This window comes from Ruegeria sp. R8_1 (assembly GCF_017743815.1).
Taxonomy (GTDB): domain Bacteria; phylum Pseudomonadota; class Alphaproteobacteria; order Rhodobacterales; family Rhodobacteraceae; genus Ruegeria; species Ruegeria lacuscaerulensis_A.
Window position 1 is genome coordinate 23,056 of record NZ_JAGHRL010000010.1, and the last position, 22,099, is coordinate 45,154.

At 57.3% G+C, this 22,099-nt stretch carries 17 protein-coding genes; 7 read left to right on the forward strand and 10 right to left on the reverse strand.

The window, feature by feature from the left end:
• Nucleotides 1-8 precede the first annotated feature (8 nt).
• From J7380_RS18820 to J7380_RS18850, 7 genes are all read left to right on the forward strand, one after another.
• Nucleotides 9-953: an ABC transporter permease gene (locus J7380_RS18820; RefSeq protein ID WP_209197885.1), complete on the forward strand. Its 945-nt coding sequence runs from the start codon at nucleotides 9-11 to the stop codon at nucleotides 951-953.
• Between the two features lies 1 nt (nucleotide 954).
• Nucleotides 955-1,818, forward strand: a complete 864-nt coding sequence (locus tag J7380_RS18825; RefSeq protein WP_170356483.1) for an ABC transporter permease — start codon at nucleotides 955-957, stop codon at nucleotides 1,816-1,818.
• A gap of 15 nt (nucleotides 1,819-1,833) precedes the next feature.
• Nucleotides 1,834-3,627 carry a gamma-glutamyltransferase family protein gene (locus J7380_RS18830; protein WP_209197889.1) on the forward strand — a complete coding sequence of 598 codons (1,794 nt, stop codon included), beginning with the start codon at nucleotides 1,834-1,836 and terminating at the stop codon, nucleotides 3,625-3,627.
• A gap of 1 nt (nucleotide 3,628) precedes the next feature.
• Complete coding sequence (locus tag J7380_RS18835) at nucleotides 3,629-4,378, forward strand: DUF1028 domain-containing protein (protein WP_209197891.1); 750 nt, start codon at nucleotides 3,629-3,631, stop codon at nucleotides 4,376-4,378.
• 3 nt (nucleotides 4,379-4,381) lie between these two features.
• Nucleotides 4,382-5,215, forward strand: coding sequence for a sulfite exporter TauE/SafE family protein (locus J7380_RS18840; RefSeq protein WP_209197899.1), 834 nt, complete (start codon nucleotides 4,382-4,384; stop codon nucleotides 5,213-5,215).
• A 2-nt stretch (nucleotides 5,216-5,217) separates the two neighbouring features.
• Nucleotides 5,218-5,937: an FCD domain-containing protein gene (locus J7380_RS18845; protein ID WP_247742646.1), complete on the forward strand. Its 720-nt coding sequence runs from the start codon at nucleotides 5,218-5,220 to the stop codon at nucleotides 5,935-5,937.
• Between the two features lie 120 nt (nucleotides 5,938-6,057).
• Nucleotides 6,058-7,194 (forward strand): NADH:flavin oxidoreductase/NADH oxidase, encoded by a 1,137-nt coding sequence (locus J7380_RS18850; RefSeq protein WP_209197901.1) that lies wholly within the window; start codon nucleotides 6,058-6,060, stop codon nucleotides 7,192-7,194.
• Nucleotides 7,195-7,299: 105 nt separating this feature from the next.
• Here J7380_RS18850 and J7380_RS18855 read toward each other — a convergent pair whose 3' ends face one another.
• From J7380_RS18855 to J7380_RS18900, 10 genes are all read right to left on the reverse strand, one after another.
• Nucleotides 7,300-8,112: a helix-turn-helix domain-containing protein gene (locus tag J7380_RS18855; protein WP_209197908.1), complete on the reverse strand. Its 813-nt coding sequence runs from the start codon at nucleotides 8,110-8,112 to the stop codon at nucleotides 7,300-7,302.
• Nucleotides 8,113-8,226: 114 nt separating this feature from the next.
• Complete coding sequence (locus tag J7380_RS18860; RefSeq protein WP_209197911.1) at nucleotides 8,227-9,183, reverse strand: substrate-binding domain-containing protein; 957 nt, start codon at nucleotides 9,181-9,183, stop codon at nucleotides 8,227-8,229.
• Nucleotides 9,184-9,268: 85 nt separating this feature from the next.
• Nucleotides 9,269-10,552, reverse strand: a complete 1,284-nt coding sequence (locus J7380_RS18865; RefSeq protein WP_209197917.1) for an ABC transporter permease — start codon at nucleotides 10,550-10,552, stop codon at nucleotides 9,269-9,271.
• A 40-nt stretch (nucleotides 10,553-10,592) separates the two neighbouring features.
• Nucleotides 10,593-12,143 carry a sugar ABC transporter ATP-binding protein gene (locus tag J7380_RS18870; RefSeq protein WP_209197919.1) on the reverse strand — a complete coding sequence of 517 codons (1,551 nt, stop codon included), beginning with the start codon at nucleotides 12,141-12,143 and terminating at the stop codon, nucleotides 10,593-10,595.
• 401 nt (nucleotides 12,144-12,544) lie between these two features.
• Entirely contained in the window at nucleotides 12,545-13,393 is an 849-nt protein-coding gene (gene nadC, locus J7380_RS18875) for a carboxylating nicotinate-nucleotide diphosphorylase (protein ID WP_209197922.1), read from the reverse strand.
• A complete protein-coding gene (locus J7380_RS18880; RefSeq protein ID WP_209197924.1) occupies nucleotides 13,390-14,952 on the reverse strand; it encodes an L-aspartate oxidase in 1,563 nt (520 codons plus the stop codon). The genes nadC and J7380_RS18880 overlap by 4 nt, the downstream gene beginning before the upstream one ends.
• A gap of 8 nt (nucleotides 14,953-14,960) precedes the next feature.
• Entirely contained in the window at nucleotides 14,961-16,013 is a 1,053-nt protein-coding gene (nadA, locus tag J7380_RS18885; RefSeq protein WP_209197926.1) for a quinolinate synthase NadA, read from the reverse strand.
• Between the two features lie 124 nt (nucleotides 16,014-16,137).
• Nucleotides 16,138-18,195, reverse strand: a complete 2,058-nt coding sequence (locus J7380_RS18890; protein ID WP_209197928.1) for an adenylate/guanylate cyclase domain-containing protein — start codon at nucleotides 18,193-18,195, stop codon at nucleotides 16,138-16,140.
• Nucleotides 18,196-18,414: 219 nt separating this feature from the next.
• The gene (locus J7380_RS18895) at nucleotides 18,415-19,446 is read right to left on the reverse strand and encodes an NADP-dependent oxidoreductase (protein ID WP_209197930.1); all 1,032 of its coding nucleotides are present in this window, start codon (nucleotides 19,444-19,446) and stop codon (nucleotides 18,415-18,417) included.
• A 230-nt stretch (nucleotides 19,447-19,676) separates the two neighbouring features.
• Nucleotides 19,677-22,085: a DUF2309 domain-containing protein gene (locus J7380_RS18900; protein ID WP_209197932.1), complete on the reverse strand. Its 2,409-nt coding sequence runs from the start codon at nucleotides 22,083-22,085 to the stop codon at nucleotides 19,677-19,679.
• Nucleotides 22,086-22,099 lie beyond the last annotated feature (14 nt).

The window sequence follows — 22,099 nt, forward strand, 5'->3', positions numbered from 1 at the left end:
CCCCTGTCATGCTGTCTTTCATTCTGCGTCGCATCCTGATTGCGATCCCCACGATCCTGCTGATCTCGATCTTCGTGTTCAGCCTGCAAAAGTTGTTGCCCGGCGATCCGGTTCTGGCCATGGCAGGCGAGGAACGCGACCCCGAAGTGCTGGAATTCCTGCGCGAGAAATACCGCCTGAACGATCCTATTCCGGTGCAATATCTGACATGGGTCGGGAATGCATTGCAGGGGGATCTGGGCATTTCGCTGCGCACCAATCAGCCCGTGACCGAACTGATTGCAGAAAAGCTGCCGGTGACGATCCAGCTTGCCATTATGGCGATCCTGTTTGCGTTGGTGATCGGGATACCGGCGGGCATTTTGTCGGCGGTCAAGAAAGGCACTATTACAGACTACATTGCCAATATCGTGGCACTGTCCGGGCTCTCCATTCCGAATTTCTGGCTGGGGATCATGCTGATCCTGCTGGTCTCGGTAAAGCTGAACCTGCTGCCAGCCTCAGGCTATGTACCCCTGTCCGAGGATCCTGTGAAATCCATCACCACCATGCTGATGCCTGCCTTTGTGTTGGGCACCGCGCTGGCCGCAACGCTGATGCGACATACCCGGTCGGCGATGCTGGGTGTGCTGAAATCCGACTATGTCCGCACTGCACGTGCCAAGGGTCTGAATGAACGCCGCGTGGTCTTGAAACACGCCTTCCGCAACGCGTTGACACCGATTGTGACGCTGACCGCCCTGCTGTTCGGAGAGCTGATAGCAGGTGCCGTTCTGACCGAGCAGATCTTTACCATCCCCGGTTTCGGCAAGATGGTCGTCGATGCTGTGTTCAACCGCGACTACGCTGTGGTGCAGGGCATCGTGCTGGTCACAGCCGTGGGGTTCATCGTGATGAACCTGTTGGCTGACGTGGCCTATGTGCTGCTGAACCCCCGTCTGAGGAATGCGTGACATGGCCCTAGCTGATCCCATCCTCTCGCGCCGCCCGGAAAATCGGGTCTGGAAGAAATTCCGCACGCATAAAAGCGCCATGTTGGGCGGTTTTCTGGTCACGTTCTTCGTGCTGATTGCCCTTTTGGCCCCAATTTTGCCTGTGCCCGACCCAGCAGCCACCGACTGGGGTGCGGTGCGAAAACCCCCCACCGCAGCGCATCCATTCGGCACCGATGAAATTGGCCGAGACGTACTGTCCCGCATGATCTGGGGCGCGCAGGCGTCGCTGCTGGCAGGTGTTGTCTCGGTTGGGATTGCGGTGCTGCTGGGCGTTCCACTTGGCATCATCGCGGGCTATTTCGGCGGCTGGATCGACGCCATCATCTCTCGCTGCACTGAGGCGCTTTTGGCAGCTCCATTCCTGATCCTCGCGATTGCACTGGCGGCGTTTCTGGGGCCGTCCCTAACCAACGCTATGATTGCAATCGGCCTGTCTGCGACCCCTGTCTTCATACGCCTGACCCGAGGGCAGGTGCTATCGGTCCGGGCCGAGGATTACGTCACCTCAGCCCGTGCCATCGGCTTGCCGACCTCGAAAATCCTCAGCCGCTACATTTTCCCCAACGTGCTGCCGCCGGTTCTGGTGCAGGCCACGTTAACCATCGCCACCGCCATCATTGCCGAGGCGTCGCTATCCTTCCTTGGCCTTGGGCAACAGCCACCTGCACCCAGCTGGGGCTCGATGCTGAACACGGCGAAAAACTTCCTCAATCAGGCCCCGTGGATGGCCATGTGGCCGGGCATTGCAATCTTTCTTGTGGTGTTGGGGTTCAACCTTCTGGGCGATGGGCTGCGCGATGCGCTGGACCCGCGCGAACATTGATTTCGGAGACTAAGAATGACTGAATTCACCACCCGCCCCGAGATCCGAGGCACGTTTGGCGTCGTCACCTCGACCCATTGGATCGCCTCGGCTGTGGGCTTTGGCATTCTGGAAAAGGGCGGCAACGCCTTTGATGCTGCCGTCGCCACCGCGATGACACTGCAAGTGGTCGAACCCCATCTGAACGGGCCCGCAGGCGATATGCCTGCCATTATCCACAAGGCCGAAACTGGCAAAACGCAGGTTCTGTGCGCCCAAGGGCCTGCACCTGCGGCAGCCACGATTGAACATTACACAGGGTTGGGCCTGAACCTGATCCCGGGGTCGGGGCTGTTGGCCACAGTCATCCCCGGAGCTTTCGATGGCTGGATGCTTATGCTGCGCGATCACGGCTCGCTACCGCTGCGGGACGTCATGGAACCTGCCATCGCTTATGCGCGGGATGGTCATCCCGTGCTGCCGCGTGTTGCACATACAATCGACGGGCTCTCAGATTTTTTTGAAGACGAATGGCCCAGTTCGGCGGAAACCTGGATGCCCGATGGTAAAGCGCCCGAGCCGCACAGTATCTTCGCCAATCCCGATCTGGCGGCGACCTATGAGCGAATAGTGACTGATGCCGAAGCCGCGCATGGTGATCGCACTGAACAGATTGATGCCGCCCGACAGGCATGGCGCGAAGGATTTGTCGCCGATCGTATTTTCGACTACCTGAGCGACGCCAAGGTCATGGATGTATCAGGCCAACGCAATGCAGGGGTCATGACCCGTGCTGACATGGCGAATTGGGAGGCAACTTATGAGGACACGCTGACCTATGAATACCACGGTTGGACGGTCCACAAGACACACGCCTGGAGCCAGGGTCCGGTCCTTTTGCAAACTTTGGCGATCCTCAAAGGGATTGACCTTGGCGCGATGGACCCGAACGGGTCCGAGTTCGTCCATACAGTGATCGAGGCGATGAAGCTCGCCTATGCCGATCGCGAGGCCTATTACGGCGACCCCGATCACAGTGATATTCCAATGGGCTATCTTCTGAGCGACGAATACGCTGCAGAACGTCGTGCGATGATTGGCGTAGATGCTTCGCAAGACCACCGCCCGGGTCGCGTCCCCGGGTTTGAACATTTGGCAGATGCCTATGTCGCACGCGCGGCGCAGGATTTTTCGGCCAGAACCGGAGCGAGCGCGGGTGAGCCGACGATGTCTCACCTGTCCGAGAAACGCGGCGATACGGTGCATCTGGATGTGATCGACCGTTGGGGTAATATGGTTGCGGCCACGCCATCGGGGGGATGGTTGCAAAGCTCTCCGGTCATTCCGGGTCTGGGATTTCCGCTCAATAGCCGGGCACAGATGTTCTGGTTAGAACCCGGCCTGCCGACCTCACTGGCACCGGGGCGCAGGCCCCGAACGACACTGACGCCCAGTTTGGCTGAAAAGGACGGCGTCCAGCTGGTGTTCGGGACGCCTGGCGGAGATCAACAGGATCAATGGCAACTGATCTGGTTCCTGCGGTTCGTGCATTTCGGGCTGGAATTGCAGGAATGCATGGACGCGCCGCTGTTCCATTCGATGCATTTTCAGGGGTCATTCTACCCGCGCGCCGCAGCGCCCGGTGAGATGATGATCGAGGCAACCTTTGGCGATGCCGTAATTGAGGATCTGCGCGCACGTGGCCACAAGATCACCGTGGCTGATCCCTGGACGGTTGGACGCCTGACAGCGGCCTTGCGGGATAAAGACGGATCAATGCGCGCGGCGGCAACGCCGCGTTTGATGCAAGCCTATGCGGTAGGACGTTAAAATGACTTATTCTTTGATTGCAAAAGACCCGGAAACCGGCGCCATAGGCCTGATCGTAGCCAGCCGCTTTTTCGCCTGTGGTGCGCGTGTGCCCAATGTTGGTCCGCACTGTGCCATCGCCTCGCAAGCATTCTCAAACCCGGTTTGGGGCACCGAGGGGTTGCGGCGTCTTGAAGCCGGAGAGGCCGCGCAATCGGTACTGGATGATCTGGTTGCTCGTGATACCGGCCGCGATGCAAGACAAGCGCATCTGATGGATGCGCAGGGCAATTTTGCAGCCTATACCGGGTCGGCCTGTGTTGAATGGGCGGGGCACCGGATTGGTCAAACACATTCAGTCGCCGGCAACATGCTGGTTGGGCCAGAGGTTGTGGATGCGACCTTTGAAACCTATGCCTCTGAAACCGCTCTGCCGTTTCCCGAACGTCTGATGGCCGCAATGGAGGCAGGAGAGCGCGCAGGTGGCGACAAGCGTGGCAAGCAAGCCGCCGGTCTGGTCATCAATCGGGGCGAGGCACATTCCTGGTTGGATATGCGCAGCGATGACCATGCCGATCCGCTGGCCGAGTTGAGGCGCCTCTATGACGTCGCCGCTGAGCGTTATCTGCATTTCGCCGAGGCGATGCCGAGTGAACGGAACTTCTCGGGCAATCCTGATCGCACCGCATTGGACGCCGCAATTGCCGAGGCCGAGGCCAAACGTCAGGCTGAAGGACGGGTTAGCCGTTCACTGGCCACCGATCCGGCGTGATGCATGGGCGGGATTGACCTTTCCACATTGGCAACACTGGTCGCAATTGCTGCAGCGGCCGGTGTGTTCGGCGGTATTTTGGCCGGGCTGTTGGGGGTTGGAGGCGGGATTGTCATCGTTCCTGCGCTTTACTTTGCGCTGTCGCTGACAGGCAGTGATCCTGCGCTAACCATGCAGGTGGCGGTTGGTACATCGCTGGCCACCATTGTCTTCACTTCGCTGTCTTCAAGTTGGGGCCACTACAAACGCGGCGCGCTGGACATGGCGCTGCTGAAACGCTGGGCCCCCGCCATTTTGATCGGAGTGGTTATTGGTGGCTTGTTGGGTGGAGTGGTCAGTGGCTACATCCTTGTTGCTGTGTTTGCCACTGTGGCAGCGTTGGTTGCGTTGGACATGATCTTTCGCAAGCCCGGTGGGGATGGACATCCGCGCAGCTTTTCACCACGCGTGTGGGCTGCCACGGGCGTTGCCGCAGGGGGGATATCGGCGATGATGGGCATTGGCGGCGGTACGGTTTGTGTCCCGGTGCTGAACTTTCTGGGTTACGATATCCGTCGTGCCGTCGGTACGTCCGCCGCGATCGGATTTGTCATAGGTCTGCCCGGAGCTTTGATTTATGCGGGCACGGGCCTGGGACAAACGGGACTGCCCCCTTTTTCCATCGGCTACGTTAATTTGATCGCCGCCGCGTTGATCATTCCGCTGACGACCAGCTTTGCGCATGTCGGAGTCCGCATTGCGCACACCATTTCGCAACGTGCGTTACGGCTTGCTTTTGGTGCGTTCCTGATGCTTACGTCCCTGCGCATGTTTTACGATTTGATCGGAGCGTTCTGACCTTGGAGACCTGTCCAACAGATACAGAGCTGGCCGCAGCATTGCGCGCAGGGATCGAAACTGGCGATTTCCTGAAAAACGGAAAGCTGCTGCCCGAGCGAGCCTTGGCCGAGGCGCTGACCGTAACGCGAGCCCGTATGCGGCGTATTCTGGATCGGTTGGAGGAAGACGGTACCGTCTTTCGCAGGCACGGGCAGGGGACGTTCGTGTCGCCGCCACCTGCTGTTGGAGCGAGCCCTTTCCGGGCTGTTGCGGCCAAGGTGATGCCGCGCGATGTCATGGAGGTCCGCTTGGAAATCGAACCTGCGCTGGCGGCGTTGGCAGCGCAACGCGCTTCGGTGAAAGAACTGCGAACGCTGGAACAATTGATGCGCGCGACGTTGGATGCGGCAGATACGCAAGCCTATGGGGTTGCGGATGATGTGTTCCACTACAAGATCGCGGAACTTGCCCACAATCCGTTGTTTCTGACTGTGTACGACTCGATCCGAGCGGTCAGGAAGCAAGCGGAATGGACGCGGCAGCGGGAAACGCAATATTCACCGTCGACCCTTACCCGTCTGGGGGAACAACACGAGCAACTGTTCAGCAGCATTGCATCACGCCACAGTCAGGCGGCAGCAGAAATCATGCAGTCGCATCTTTTGTCGGTTTCGAATGCCATGCTGCGAGAGAGAACATATGGGCAGACCCAAACCCTCTCCGATTTGGCTGAGGAGTGATTTCACGGTTTGAACCAATTTGCGATCTCATAGAGATGTGACCTCGCTGGCCGGAGATTTACTTAGGATGCGGGCAAAGGCCGAAGCTATGATAACTTACGACCCGTTGGAGTGACCAAAATGCCTTCACTTTTCAGCGCCTTTGAATTGCGAGGCGTGACGTTCAAAAACCGTGTTTCGGTTTCTCCGATGAGTCAGTACCGGGCGCAAGATGGTCTCGCAAACGATTGGCATCTTGTGCATCTGGGGCGGTTTGCGATGGGTGGTGCAGCGCTGGTTTATGCCGAGGCGACAGCGGTCACGCGCGATGGGCGCCGGACACCTGGCGATCTTGGGTTGTGGGACGACAGCCAAATCGCGCCCTTGGCAAAGATCGCTGATTTTATAACACGCGAAGGGGCAGTTCCGGGTATCCAACTTAGTCACGCAGGGCGAAAAGCGTCAGAGCGGCGACCTTGGCACGGTGAAACGCCGTTGGACGATGAAGACGCGGCAGTTCGCAGCGAACATGCGTGGCCAGCTATGGCGCCGTCTGCTTTGCCTTATGCAGAGGGATGGCCTACGCCGTGCGAAATGTCGGACGACGATATTCAGGCCGTCATTTCAGCTTTTGGTGCAGCAGCCAAGCGGGCCAAAACTGCCGGTTTTAAAATCATTGAGGTCTATGCCGCGCATGGCTTTCTGGTGCACCAGTTTCTGTCTCCAATCACCAACCAAAGGCAAGACAAGTGGGGCGGCAACACTGAGAACCGGGCGCGTTTTGCGGTCGAGGTCGCGCGTGAAATCCGTCGGAACTGGCCGGATGATCTGCCGCTTGCTTTTCGGTTGTCTGCCACTGATTGGATGGACAATGGGCTTACTCCAGAAGATACGGTGGGTATCGCCATAGCGCTGAAGTCAGCTGGGGTAGACCTTATCGACTGCAGCTCGGGCGGGATCGGAGGCAAAGACCGGCCGCAACGTATGACCATCGAACACGGATTTCAGGTGCCGTTCGCAGCGCAGGTCCGGTCAGAGGCCGACATTCCGACTATGGCAGTCGGCTTTCTTTGGGATGCCGCTGTGTGCGACACGTTGATCGACCGCGGAGACGCGGACATGATCGCCCTCGCGCGCGAGTTGCTGGATGATCCGAACTGGTCCTTGCACGCGGCAAGCCAGCTTGGGCGGAACGCTGACCATACCCTGTGGCCGATTGAGTCAGGATGGTGGTTGATGAAACGCGATCGTTTGCTGTCGAAACTCGGTCTTAGATAGTTTGAATTTTCCGCTTTGGAATCCGCGAAGCTGCCGTCCGCTGATGTTCCAGCGCTTGTTCTTGAGAAGCATGGACAAGGTCCGGTGAAGCCTCGAAAGACTACTTTAGATCATTTGATGCCAGGACGATCGGGGCAATGGCATTCGGGTCGCGATGCTTTCCTGCAGTTGTGCTGCCGTAGACCTCAGGGCGTCAATGACCATTTCTCTTCGGTTGTCGATCAGGGCCGTTGCGAAATGAGGAATTGTCAGGGCTGCAATGACAGCTTTGCCCGGAGCATGCCTCACCGGAGCCGAAATCTCGTTGATGGCCTGACTTTCAGGGCTGCTTAACGAGATGTAGTTCTGAGCGTTGCATTCTGCGGCCTGATCCGCGAAGTCTTTCAGGTGACCCACGTCATTGCTCGGGGCAAGTTTCTCAAGCAGTTCCAGCCGTGCTTTTTCACTTTCAAGTTCTGACAAGAAGCACGCCCCCGCTGAGGTTGGGAAGATTGGGCTGTTATACCCGACCTGCACGGTCACACCGTAGTTTTGCGAAGACGAAACACTGTTGATAACGACAAGATCGCCGGAGCCGCTGGGCACCCATAGGTGGTTGGACAGTTCGGTTTCTTCTGCAAGACGTTCCATATAGGGTTCTGCCAGTTCGGCGAGTTTGCTGTTATCCGTGCGATCTCCGCCCAACAGCGCCAGTTTGCCGGTCAAGCGAAACAAGTCGCCTTCCTGACGTTCAATATATCCGCGCTCTTCCAGCACGATCATCATGCGAAAAATTTCGTTTTTTGAACGCCCAATTCCCTGCGCCAATTGTGACAGGGTGGGAAAGACATCCGAAAGCGACAAAAACTCCAGAATATCCAGCCCTTTTTCCAAGGCGGGGGCCGAGTATTTCTGAAGCTTGGTCTTTTCTTCGGACATCGGGTTTCCTTTTTACCGGTGCTTTCTCAAAAAAAACCGCAGGGGCGCAAGCCCCTGCGTGTCCGGTCGGCCATCCCGACAGGGAGGAGAAAGGGTGCCGACCTGAACAGTCTTTTATAGACCGTTCTTTTTCAGGACTTCACCCGCGTTCTCAGAAGTGATTGCCTCGGTGCCCATAACAACCGATTTCGGCACTTCTTCACCTTTCAAGTGCTTCAGTGCCTGACGCAGGCCTTCTGCACCGGGGGTCGGGTACAGGAAGGTGGCCGACAGTTCGCCGTTTGCAACCCAGGTCACGCCTTCGCCGGGCAGAGCGTCAACACCGATGAACATGATGTCGTCCGCACGACCAGCATCTTTGGCGGCCAGATATGCGCCATAGGCCATGGGGTCGTTGTGACCATAAACCATGGTGATGTCTTCGTAGTTGCGCAGGGCGGTCGACATGATGTCATAGGCCTGATCCTGCTTCCAGTCGCCCGACTGCTGATCCAGCAGGAAGGTTACGCCGTCTTCGCCTTCAAAGGCTTCGTGGAAACCGTTGGCACGGTCATGCGCGGCTTGTGTGCCCAGACCACCCCAGATTTCAACGATGGTGCCCTTGGCGTTGCCTTTGCCGCCCAGCTGCTCAACCGCGAACTTGCCGGCTTCGCGACCGATCAGTTCGTTGTCGCCGCCAACCCACTGAACGAATTTGTCAGTGTCGACGTTACGGTCCAGAACAAAGACGGGAATGCCCGCGTCGGTTGCCTGCTCGACCACACCGGTCAGGCCAGCGGATTCTTTCGGCGAGATCAGGATCGCATCGACTTCCTGACGGATGAAGTTTTCAACGTCTGCAACCTGCTTTTCGGTGCGGTCGTTGGCGTCTGCGATGATCAGCTCGACATTGTCGTGCAGGTCCGCTTCGGCGCGCAGGTCTTTGTTGAACTGGACGCGCCAGGGTTCAACGGTTGTCACCTGCGAGAAACCGATCACATAGTTGTCAGCCGCCAGTACCATCGAGGCCGAAAACGAGGTTGCGAGCGCGGTGGCGGCCATCAGGCCCTTGCCAAATGTTCTTCTTTTCATAGTCTACTCCTTAGTCATGATGCGGGTTTCTCCAGTGTTCCCGCGTTCTGATTGCTCTGACCTATTGTCCACCAAGACCTTCAGGTCAGAGCCTCCTCCCTCTGCCCAGGCGCTCTTTCGCCATGACAAAGATCTCTTCAAATCGCCCTTCCTGAAGCAGGACGGCGACCACGATGATGATGCCCTTCAGCACCAGCTGCGTGTTGCTGTCGATGTTGTTCAATTGCAGGATGTTGCTGAGGAAGCCAAAGATCAGCACCCCAACGAACGTTCCCATGATTGCGCCGCGCCCGCCCATCAGGCTGGTGCCGCCGATGACCACGGCCGCAATCGCGTCCAGTTCCAGACCGAGGCCCGCATCCGGTTTACCCTGACGGAACTGTGCCACATAGAGCACCCCGGCCAGCGCCGACAGGCCACCCGCCAGCGCATAGGTGATGATCTTGTTGCGGCCCACATTGATGCCCGCCAGACGCGCGGCCTCTTCATTGCCGCCGATGGCCATCAGATAGCTGCCGAATGTGGTGAAGCGTGTGACAAGGAAGAATACCAGCAACACACCCAGGAAGAACAGGCCTGGTACAGGGACGACGCCCCACAACAGTTCACGCAGCACTTCAAAATTTTCAGTCGCATTCGACCCGGTATAAACCGGATATACGGCCGTATCCTGCCCGGCGATCACGCGGGCCAGACCCAGCGCGCCCACCATCATGGCCAGTGTCACAATAAAGGGCTGCAGACGGCCATATACGATCAGCGCACCGTTCACTGTGCCCATCACGGCCCCAATGCAGGGCACTACGATCAGTACCGCCAGCACACCGAACTTGGGCATCACCTGACCGGCCAGCCAGACCATTACTCCGATGGAAATGGCGGCGGCGACCAGACGGCTCAGCATCCGCGAGGGCGCGCTTTCGGTCGGGTTGTCCGAGCTGCGGCTCAGGTTGTTTTGCACGAAATAGATCAGCGCTGCGATACAGACGAACAGTACGATTCCGGTAGCCGGAACCCCGAAATAGCTGGCAGCCGTCCAACCTTCCTGCGTCAGCAGCATGGCGCAGATCACGGTTCCCAACGCCATGACCGAACCCACGGACAGATCGATCCCGGCAATGAAGATCACCATGGTCATGCCCACGGCGACAATCCCGGTAACCGAAACCTGACGTAGAATGTCGGTCAGGTTGCCCAACGACAGAAAGATGTTGTTGCCTTTGGACGACAGCGGCGAGGTCAACGCCCCAAACAGGATCAGAGCGAACAGGCCCCAATATAGTTTGGTCTTGCCCAAAAGGCGCATTAACGTCGCCGCGCCGGGGCGTTCGGGTTTCACTGTCGGGCTATTGGGTTCCATAACGGTCATGTCTTTTCTCTGGTTGGGCCAGTTCTAACGGTGTGTGCAGTCAGCGGAACTGCATCGCCAGGGCCTTGATTGAATCAACGGTCATCTCATCGCGCGAAAGCTCTCCGGCCATCTGGCCTTCACACAAAACGATCATGCGGTCGCAGACAGCGATGAATTCGGACAGTTCCGAACTGGCAAACAGGACCGAGATGCCCTGATCCGCCAGTCGTCCGACCAGATCGTAGATTTCGTCTTTGGCACCGATATCGATGCCACGAGTGGGTTCGTCCAAAAGCAATACTTGCGGTTGCGTGGCCAGCCATTTGCCCAGCACGACCTTTTGCTGGTTGCCGCCGCTGAGTTTGCCGACCGGATGTTCGGGCCCGGTTGCGGCAACCTTTAAGGTCTCAATCGCGGTCAGAGCCTGCTTGCGTTGTTCAGCTTCGGAAAACCGACCAAAACGCGATTGCAGCGGCATCAGCGGCAAAGCAACATTGGACGCAATCGAGCGGTCAAGGATCAAGCCGTTGCCTTTACGGTCTTCTGTGATCAAAGCCAGCCCGTTGCGCACCCCGTCCTGGGGTTTGATTGGTCTTAGTTTCTTGCCTTCAAGTGTGATTTCGCCCTGATAGCTGGCGCCACGCGCGCCGAACAGAGTTTCAAGCAGTTCGGTCCGGCCTGCGCCCAACAGGCCACCGACCCCAAGAACCTCTCCGCGCTTAAGCTCGAAGGACACATCATCCAGAACCTTGCGCTTGCCTTCCCACGCGGACAGGTTTGCCACCTGCAGAACGGTTTCGTCGGTCGCAGGTGCGTTGCGTTCGACCGGATTGATTTCAACCGTGCGTCCTACCATCATGTTGATCAGTTCGGCGGAAGTTGTTTCCGAGGCCAGCCGGGTCCCGATCAGATTGCCATCGCGCAGAACTGTAACGCGGTCAGAAATCTCGAACACTTCGTCCATTCGGTGCGAGATATACACAACCGCAACACCCTGCAGCGCCAGATCGCGGACGACTTCCATGAGAATATCAGCTTCGGCTTGCGACAAAGCCGAGGTCGGCTCATCCATGATCAGAAGGCGCGCATTCATCAGCAGAGCACGGGCGATTTCTACCAACTGCTGCTCACCAACACGCAAATCTTTGACCGGCGTGTCGATATCCAGGGTGAAGCCAAAGCGGGCCAACGCTTTGCTGGCCTTTTCCCGCAGGGCTTTGCGGTCGATGAACGTGCCAAATTTCCGGGGCTCGTGGCCCAACAGAACATTTTCGGCCACGGTCATTTCCGGGATCAGGCTGAGTTCCTGATGCATGATGACGATACCATGCTTTTCAGCGTCCCTTGGCGCATCAAACTCCACGGTTTCGCCGTCGATCTGAAATGTCCCGAATGTCGGTTTTTGCACGCCGCTGATGATCTTGACCAACGTACTTTTGCCCGCGCCGTTTTCGCCCATCAGCGTGTGAATTTCACCACCGTCAATGACCAGGTCGACATCCCTTAGAACGGATACACCAGAAAACGACATACCGATGCCATTGAGGGAAACCGTAACCTGGCTTTCCGTTCCCTGTTGTGCGCGCAGAGCAGATTCTTGCTTCGCCATCACAACGCCTCCCTTCGTTGATCTTAACGATTTACCGCAAAACGGTTTTATATACGAAACCACGTAGGTCTACAGAGCGTCAAGAGGTATTTTTGAATTTGAATTTGAAGGCAAGATGGAGTTCAAATAAGGTGTTTAAAAATATGAACTTAGACGATTTTCTATAGACCCATAAACTCTGCCATTTCCACGATTGCAGGTCGCCTGACCGACCGTTTTACATGCAAAACGGGTGGCGTGTTCGTTAAGAATCTTCCGTATTCCAAGCGTATTTGAGTCGGCATTAATCGCCGTTTCGTACGGTTAATGATGGCCCCTGCGCTGGGGCCAGCGCGACGAATGTGGTTGGCATTGCGCGCGCTGAAAAACAATTTTTGGTCGTTTTGGGGGCGTCGAACGGCTCAGAAGTCCAGCCCGATGTCAATTGATCGGTACGAATGCGTCAAAGCACCGGACGAGATGTAATCAACCCCAGTCGCGGCTACCGCTGCAACTGTGGCCTTGCTGATATTGCCCGATGCCTCGGTCACCAATCGGCCGTCCACCAACTTGACTGCCTTCGTAAGAATGTCTGGCGGCATGTTGTCAAGTAGTACGACGTCAGCACCGCCGACCTCGATCACCTCGGACAGTTGCTCCAGCGTATCGACCTCGATTTCGATTTTCATCATATGCGACGCGCGGGCTTTTGTTGCATCAAGTACAGCCCGCACACCGCCAGCGGCTGCGATATGATTGTCCTTGATCAGGATTGCATCCGATAGCGAGAAACGATGGTTGAAACCGCCGCCGTGCAGCACGGCCTGCTTTTCCACCAGACGTAGCCCGGGCGTCGTTTTTCGCGTGCAGGTGATACGCGCCTTGGTGCCTTTGGTTTCAGCCACCAATTCCGAAGTGGCCGTTGCAACGCCCGTCATCCGCTGGGCAAAATTCAATGCCACGCGCTCGGCTGACAGGATTGAGGCGGCTCGGCCTTGGATTTTCATCAGTGTGTCGCCCTTGGCGCAGCTCTGGCCATCTTCGGTGTAGGTTGTAACGAGCAACGAGGGATCGACCAGACGGAACGCCAGCGCAGCCACTTGCATACCTGAAACCACAGCATTTTCACGTGCCTGCAACCGTGCGGAATAGGTGACGTCCGCGGGGATCACGGTCTGAGTTGTGATATCGCCACAGGCACCCATATCTTCAGTTAGCGCGGACCGGACCAGAGGTTCCAGGATCATGTCTGGCAAAGCGGGGTGGGTCATGCTGCGTCCTTTGCTATGCGATCTCGCAAGGTGAGTGCCTGCGTCAGTGTCAGGCTGGATCGTTGACCGGGGCCACGATTGGGACCCGGAAAATCGGACCGGTAATGCGCGCCGCGACTTTCGCGGCGTTGCAGCGCGGCGGCGGCGATCAGGGTGGCCGTAGCGGTCATGTTGAGAAACTGGTCTGACCCAAAGTGCTGGGCCTCAAGCGCGGCAATTCCGGATAGGGCTTGGCTCAGGCCAGCTGCCTCCCTTACCACGCCGACATGTTCCGTCATTATGCGGCGCAACTGCATCAAATCGTGCTTATTGTCAGTTGTGCCGGGTGCCAAACGGATTTCGACTTCGGGCGCGCTCTTCACGGTGATTTGGCCCGCAATGTCCCGGGCACATGATCGGGCGAACACCAAAGCTTCAAGCAACCCGTTTGATGCCAACCGGTTGGCGCCATGTAACCCGGTGGACGCCGCCTCGCCACAGGCCCAGAGCCCGGCCAACGAACTTCGCCCGAACAAATCTGTTTCTACGCCGCCCATATGGTAGTGCGCTGACGCGGTCACAGGGATCGGGTCCCGCGTTGGGTCAACGCCATGACGCATACAGGCCCGTGTTACACCGGGAAAAATAATGCCGATGTCGGCACCGATCGCGCCCCGCGTGTCCAGCGCTGGCCGCATGCCAGCTTTGGCTTGCAGATAGACGGCCCGCGCAACCGTATCTCTGGGGGCAAGCTCGGCATCGGGGTGGAAATCGGGCATGAACCGATGCCCGTTCTTGTCGACAAGAACGGCCCCCTCGCCGCGCAGTGCTTCGGTTGCCAACGGGGTGGGGTCAGAGCCTACGTCGATTGCGGTGGGATGGAACTGTACAAATTCTGCGTCCGCGATGCGCGCACCAGCACGGGCAGCCATACCAATCCCTTGCCCGCGAATGCGCGTTGGGTTGGTGGTTTGCGCATAAAGGCCCGAAGACCCACCCGTTGCCAAAAGATAAGCGGCCCCGCGCAGCAGCAGCTGCGCTGGGCCAGACCCAAGCGCACTTGTCAGGTAGACGCCTGTTACTTGCGCGCCGTCGCTTTCCAGCGCCACGGCCTGCGCGCCCTCGATAACCTGGATTGAGGGTGTTTCGCGCAGGGCTTTGATTAACGCGCGCATAATCTCGGCCCCGGCCTGATCACCTTTGACCCGCACAACCCGAGCAGCGGAGTGAGCGGCCTCACGCGACTGAACAAACCCGCCGCTTGCAGTACGGTCGAATCCGGTGCCAAGCGCAGAAAGGTCAAGGATATGCTCTGGCGCAGCTTGCGTCACAAACTCGGCCACTTCGCGCAAAACCGAGCCCGCACCCGCGCGCATCGTGTCGTCCGCATGGGCCTTTGGGCTGTCTGTCCGCGCCATGGCGGCGGCGATGCCACCCTGCGCCCAGGCTGAGCTTGCGCCAGAGCCCAGCGGTTCAGGCGAAATCATCACGACTGGGCAGGGCGCCAGCTTGAGAGCCGCATACACGGCGGCCAAACCAGCGCCAATGATGACCACGCGCGATGTTTCGATGGTTTGCATCTGCTGTGTCAAATGCCCAACTGGCGCGACAGGTCGATCATACGCTGAACCGAAAGACGTGCCTTTTCGGCGACCTGTGCGTCGACGTCGACTTGACCGGTCATTGTGTCCAGCGCGAACAGCACTTTCTCCAGCGTGATTTTCTTCATGTAGGGGCACATGTTGCATGGGCCGACAAATTCGACTTCGGGCAGTTCGTCCGCGATGTTGGACGCCATCGAACATTCGGTGATCAGCAGCGCTTTCTCTGGCTTTTCGTCCGTGACATATTTGATGATGCCGCTGGTTGAACCCGAGAAATCGGCCTCGGCCACCACGTCCGGCGGGCATTCGGGATGCGCGATCAAGCGAGTTCCGGGGTTCCATTCGCGAAAGTCGCGCAGGTCACTGGCCGAATATTGCTCGTGAACGATGCACGAGCCCTCCCACCACACGACGTTTTTCTGTGGAACGTCGCGTGCCACGTTCTGCGCCAGATACTGGTCGGGCGTCATGATGACGGTCTCACTGTCCTGTGCTGCTACGATTTGTGCTGCATTCGACGAGGTGCAACAGATGTCCGAGGCTGCCTTTACCTCGGCTGTTGTGTTCACATAGGACACAACCGGTGCACCGGGATACCGGCGGCGCATTTCCGCGATGCCTTCGGCGGTGATCGATTCCGCCAAAGAGCACCCTGCCTCCATATCCGGCATCAGAACCGTTTTTTCCGGGCTGAGAATTTTGGACGTTTCGGCCATGAAATGAACGCCGCATTGAACGATCACCTCGGCCTCGACCTCGGTGGCCTTGATCGCCAATTGCAGGCTGTCACCGACGAAATCGGAAATTCCGTGGTAGATCTCGGGCGTCATGTAGTTGTGTCCCAAGATGACCGCGTTGCGGTTTACCTTGAGTTCATTGATCGCCTTTACATATGGCGCATAAATCGCCCAATCCGCTGGTGAGACCACACGCGACATGCGGTCGTAGATATCGCTCATGCTTGCGGCAAGCTCGGGCGACGGGGTCAGGTCATATTTTTCGGAGAGATGCGCGCGCTGCGCAGGTAGGTCGAACACGGGGCTGTTTTTCTGCCTTACAATCTTTTGGCGCTCTGACTATCGTATTTCGTTTATATTGAACACCAGTCAATAAAGGAAAATATGCTGTTTTTTGCAGCTTCTGTAGAACCAGCTGACTTATTTAAGATTTTTCAGTGATGGTTACGGGCTTCCATCCCTCAGCAGGTGGGCTTGCCAGAAGCTCATGCATTTTGTCGGCCATAGCGAGCGAGGCAAGGTCCCCGCCGCGGATTTGGTCGGCGGTTTCAAATTCTGACAGGGCATTTTCGAATTGCCCGGCGCGATAAAGCGCTAGGCCGCGTTCATATGCGTCGATCCAATCGCGTGAGGGGTTATATCCTTCGGTCATTGCAATCAGTTCATAGACCACAAGCTCTTCGCTGCGGCCGAACACTGTGAGGGTATCCAATTCGCGCACAATTACAGAATCGCCAGCTTCGCGTCGGGTCTCTGGGCCGATCAGGATAAGGGTGCCGTAGACTTTGTTCGCGCCTTCCAGTCGGCTTGCGACATTCACCACATCGCCGATCGCCGTATAGTTCAGGCGCTGTTCGGATCCTATGTTCCCCACAAGCGCCTCGCCGCTGTTCACCCCGATCCGTAGCCGCAGAGGAATACCCTGGCTGTCCTTGATGCCTGCCGCGTCGACGGTTTTGACAAGATCCAGCGCCGCACGACAGGCGTTTTCCGCGTGGTTTTTATCCTGACGTGGTGCCCCCCAAAAGGCCATGACTGCATCGCCCATGAACTTGTCGATAGTGCCGTCATGCCTTGCAATTGCGGCCGAAGCGGCGGTGAAGAACGGCTCCATCAATTGAACAATTCCTGGGCCCAGTTTCTCAGAAAGTCCGGTAAAGCCAGTCACATCGCAAAACAGAACCGAGATTTGCTTCATATCACCGCCCGGCTGCGTTTTGATGCCTTCGGCAACCAGCATGCGAACCAGATCGGTTGGTACATATTTTCGGAATGCCGACAGACCCGCCGCCATACTGGCCGTTGCCGCAGACAGGTTCGCCAGTTCCGACAGCTTTGAGGGCCTGCGTGAAATACGCTCAACATCGAAACGTTCGATCTTATTAAGGTCTTCAGCGATCCGCGCCAAAGGGTTCGCCACAACCCTACGGACCAGCCAGATGGCTAACCCGGTGGCGAAAACGACTACTCCAATCAGAATATAAAGAAGGTTGATCAGAGTTTTGTCGATCCCAGACAGGAATGCGGATTCCGGGATTACGGTGGCAACGCGCCAGCCATAAAATCCCAACGGGGTCAGGGCAACTGCATACGGAACGCCGTCTATTACAACCCGGGTCGTTGCCCCGCCGGCAGGATTTTTGGCAGGGTCACCCAAAAGCCGTTCGCCCGATATCATGGCGGCCTCGTACAACTCGCCTTCGCCCATTCGGGCCGGTGTCGTTTCATCTGCCATGGCGTCAGGAACGGCGATCACCTTGCCATCAGCATCCAGAATATAGGCTGCTCCGAATTCGCCCGGATGTAAGGTCGCAAGGAACCGCGACAAACGGTCGGTTTCGATTGCGACCGCTAGAACACCCTGTCGCCCGCGGTTGACGTCAATGGGACCGGCATAAGCATAGACCGTTTTTTCACTTCCTGGCAGATCCCGCGCTTCGATCCATCCCGATGAGTTCAGGCTCATAAAGTTATTGAACCAGGCGTGGTCCCGTGGATCATAGTCTGTTTCCCGGAATTTTCGCTCTTCGAACTGGATGTCACCTGGAATGAAAATGTATTGGTCGGTTCGCAACTGCCGATCGCGGATGTTCTTATCGATTTCGACCATCTCAAGGCCGCCATCTCCAAGGCGGTGCGAGGCGAAGAAATTACCATCAGGCCAGCCGAAGAATATCCACGAGATATTGGGCTGCGCTTGTAGTTGCGACAGGAATACGAATTCTCGCTTGTCTGCCTGGCGCGTGGCGATGACATTCTGCACGAAAATGGTGCGCACTGCGGCCCAGGCTGCTTCGGCCGAGCTGAGTGTCGCGCCGACCTCGATCCGGACGGTATTGGCGATCTGAGTGTTGATTTCAGCAGCCAGCATACGGCTGTTGTCCCGTGCCGTTGTCCACCAAAGCGTATGAACAATAAAAGTTGACACGCCAATGGACAGGGCGACCAGGATAGATACAGCGATGCCTACACTTATCCGCATCACATCTCCACAACAATGACCGGTAAAGCAGTATTGGATTGAGAATTTGCCAAGCGCAAAGGTTGCTTTGCTAAACGCCAGAAAACTCACGCATCTGTTAGGTTGACGCCATATCGACTGGCGGAAACGTGAGCGGCCAAAACGGCGATCGGCCGACAATTCGCCGAATGTTTACTGGCGTTGCGCATCAAAGGCGCAACGCCTGCTTTCGAATGCCAATCAGCCGACTTTCACAACCATTTTGCCGAAATTACCCCCAGCGAGTAGTTGATTGAAGGCTGCTGGCGCGTTTTCCAGCCCATCCACTACGTGTTCTTTGTACGATACCGAGCCGTCCTTAAGCCAGCCTGCCATGTCCCGGACAAATTCCTGATAAACCTCGGGGCCGAAATTGTCGAAAATGATGAACCCCTGCATTTTGACTTTCATCCGCAGCAAGGTGCCCAAGATCGCAGGGCCCATATCCGGCCCTTCCGGCAAACCGGGCAGGTTGTACCACGCTACGATTCCGCAGACAGGGACCCGTGCAAACGGGTTTAGCAACGGCAGAACTGCATAAAGCACCTTACCGCCAACATTCTCGAAATAGACGTCGATCCCATCTGGGCATGCATCGCGCAGTTGAGCTGCCATATCGTCGGATCTGTGGTCTATACAGGCGTCAAAGCCAAGGTTCTGGACAACATGCGCACATTTTTCCGGCCCGCCTGCGATGCCGACGACGCGACATCCTTTAAGCTTGGCGATCTGTCCCACAGTTGCCCCGACCGGTCCCGCAGCCGCTGCAACAACGACGGTTTCACCGGGCTTGGGCTCGCCAATTTTTAATAAACCTGCATAGGCCGTGTAGCCGGGCATTCCCAAAATACCCAAAGCCCAGGATGGATTGTCTGGTGTTTTGCCCAGATTGACCACCTGCTCTCCGTTCGAAATCGCGTAGTCCTGCCAGCCGCTCATATTCAAGACATAGTCACCGACCTCGTACCCATCCAGGTTCGACTCGAGCACTTGGGCCACAACCTGAGCGGTCATGACGCCGCCAATTTCGACGGGCTCGGCATAGGACTTTGCGTCGTTCATGCGGCCGCGCATGTAGGGGTCGAGCGACATAAAGACCGTTCGCACCAGCATCTCATCAGCGCCCGGTGACGGGATATCTGTGGTTTCAAGCCGAAGCGTGTTTTCGTCGGGCTGACCAACAGGGCGTTCAGCAAGAACGATACGACGGTTGGTGTCGGATGTTTGGGGCATTGGAACCTCTTGCAAATATTTACCCGCACCAGAAACCTTAAGCGGGCAAGGTGCAAGGGAAACAATGCAAATAAGAGGGGAAACCGGCAGAGACTGGCCAAGAGTGCTCTGGATATTTAGCCTCTTTGTCCTCGTTGTCTTGTTGCAAGCCAAGCAAAATAGACAGGCTAGCTAAGTCCAAGTTCAATTAGACCTAGCCGCCAAAATTACTGTGCCTTGCTGCTCTGTTCTTATTCTGCTGCGATTGCGCCCGAGGTGTCTGGAATTTCGCGGATTGGGGACCACTCAAGGTCGCCGTCGTATCTCCAAGCCAGTTGTCCACTGTCATCCATGGCGATCAGATGAAGCCACCCATTGTCAAAAAGCGCTTTGACGTCAGGGTGACGTGCCAGGATGTTTGACATCGCTTCGCGAGGGGCTTCGATGACCACCGTCAAGCGCAAAGGATCATGCTGGAATCCGTTGCCATCATGCACGGACTGCCATGGCAAGCCCGGCCTGGGGGCGCCGTTATTGCCTTCCAGCACGCCTATCCCGCCAACCACATTGTGCAGAAGCTTGTTGCCTCCACCGAACAAGTCGGGCGCAACGGTCGAACCGTAATATTGCAAACTGATCCAGCTGGCCACGACAACCGGAGCTGTCATGATCAGTTCAAGGACGCCAAACCCATCATCCTGTCGCCAGTTGTAGTTGTGCAGAAATGCCCGCCCGGACAAGTCCGCGCCATTGGTCCGGTCACGTGGAGCGGCGACAAACGCACGACACCCGGCAAGACCCCATTCGGGCCGCGTTTCAGCCCAATCACGTGCACGACGCAGAACTGCTGCAGACTCGTTTGCACGCGGCAGGCGTTGCGCGCGTTCTGCGCGGGACAGATCCCCTGCAGCATTCAACCAGGTTTTGAGCTGCGCAATCTCTGCCGCTGCGGTGCCTGATGGTAAATCCTGTTCGAACAAAGTGACCATATCAGTCGTCGTGTGATGCAACGCAGGTAAGAACACGGTGTCTTCGGGTATATCTATCCCGTGAACCTGAAGATCGCTTCGTATGTCGGGATCGTTCAACAGCCCAGCCAAAAGGCGAGCGTTCACATCTCCGGCGTAGCCACCACAGGCCCCACATTGCAATGCGCTTTCATGGGGGTTGTTTGTGACGTCGGCCCCATGGCCTGCCAACATGACAATTCGTGCGAAGTTATGGGTCAGCGACATAGCCGACAAAACAGACTTGGCCATACTGACGCGCGTTTCAAAGCTTAGGGAAGGGTCAAGTCTGGGCGCCGGTTCCGGTTTGGCCTTGTCACCCAGACCAAGCGAATCCCGCACAAGTTTACCGGCATAGACCGGGCCGGTGGCCTCGACAAAGGCAAAGGATGACACGGCGGCTAACTTAAACCGGCCCCACGCGCGTTTAGCCCGCGCTGCGTAGCGGCGGTTCAGGTCCGCTTTGACAGGTTCAACAGCTTCCGAGGTTGCCCCGGCTTTCAATAGAACCGGACCCCTGAACTCGGTCACGTCCGACCCTGCGGCCTTGTGTGCGCTGGCCAAACCGAAGAACCCGGCAAAGCCGATGGTTTCGATTTTGGCGTCCTGCGCTTCCAGCGCCCTGCGGAAAACCTCAGAGCGGACGTCGATGCAGAACGCTGCCTGTATGTCAGGGCGTCCATTGGAGGCAACGGGTTCGCTTTTTTTCAGTTCAATCGCCAAAGCGCGTTGTTGTGCGCGTTCAGCTGCATCCTGCAGGACAGCGTCGATCACCTCGGATTTGGACGGCGTGACGGGTGTGCGGTGCTTGGCCACGACCTCGGCCCAACGGGCGGCGATTTGGTCTTGGTAAAGGTCAAATAGCGCCTCATCAAACACCATGCGAACGGCCAGCAACTCAGCGACAGTGCTGTCTGGGCGTCCGTCCAATTCGGCTTGCCACAAATGATACCGGCCGTACTGAGCCCAACCGCCCAAGGTTATCAACCAGCGATGGAACGTCGTTTTGGCGGCCTCAGTGTCGACGCCCAACCGTTCGGACGCCCGTCCTATGGCGCGCCAATGCGACCTGTTGGTTCGAGTGACAAAGGCGCAAAAGCCTTTCAAACCGTGGATTTCAGGCGTCAGGTCACGCGTGGCGAATTCCCGCCACGACTGGAATACGCCGCCTGTATCGGCTTGCTGCCAGAGCGCCTGACCCTGATCAAAATGACCCGCAGCCCAGGCGCCGATGCGATCTTCGATCAAGCCAGGCCAATCAATACCAGAAACATCGGCAGCAAGTTCGGCGACGGTTGCCAGTGGCTGCGGCGTGTCCTGAGGTGTGTCTAATGCGTTCAGTACGTCTTGCAGGCTTGGTGCGTTAAATTGCCCTTCTACAGCCGACACAGCGGCGCACACATCTTCTTGCGAGATCTCGTCGCCCTCATATTTTGCTTTCCAGTATTCGCGAGCAGGGGTGATCCGTGTGCCGGCAACCCGTGCAAGGCGTGCCGCGGTGACAGAAAGTGGCTCATCAATCTGGCCAAGAAAGGGGTTCACCGCAACGCTAGAGGAAAGCGGGAATAGCGGCGGGATCGCTTTGGAGGCGTCGTTGGCCTCGGTCACAAGTTCCAACAAAGGGGCGGGGTAGGTTTCAAGTTTCGCAAACATGAGGAACGTTCCTT